The organism is Vibrio sp. HENC-03, assembly GCF_000305755.2.
Lineage (GTDB): Bacteria > Pseudomonadota > Gammaproteobacteria > Enterobacterales > Vibrionaceae > Vibrio > Vibrio owensii.
Genome location: NZ_JH976101.1, coordinates 1 through 505, shown reverse-complemented (window position 1 = coordinate 505; position 505 = coordinate 1). Strand labels below are relative to the sequence as shown.

Below are 505 nucleotides of genomic sequence, written 5' to 3'. Positions count from 1 at the left end.
CGGCTGGCACGTAATCCCTGCTGTAGATGGTCACGACTCTGAAGCGATCAACGCAGCAATCGAAGCAGCAAAAGCAGATCCACGCCCTACACTTATCTGTACTAAAACTATCATCGGTTTTGGTTCACCAAACAAATCTGGTTCACACGACTGTCACGGTGCGCCACTAGGTGCTGAAGAAATTGCAGCGACACGTAAAGAACTAGGTTGGGAGCACGGTCCTTTTGAAATTCCGCAGGAAGTCTACGCAGAGTGGTCAGCGAAAGAAGCAGGCGCAGCTAAGGAAGCAGCGTGGGACGAGAAATTTGCAGCTTATGAAGCAGCGTACCCTGAGCTGGCAGCTGAATTCAAACGCCGCGTAAACGGTGACCTACCGGCTGAGTGGGAAGAGAAAGCAAACCAAATCATTGCTGACCTTCAAGCAAACCCAGCAAATATTGCATCACGTAAAGCATCTCAAAACGCACTAGAAGCGTTTGGTCAAATGCTTCCAGAATTCATGGGC

The 505-nt window shown here is 49.7% G+C and carries 1 pseudogene; it reads left to right on the top strand.

Features of this window, described 5'->3' with window-relative positions:
* Window positions 1-505, top strand: a pseudogene (locus VCHENC03_RS17180) (transketolase); the annotation flags it as partial.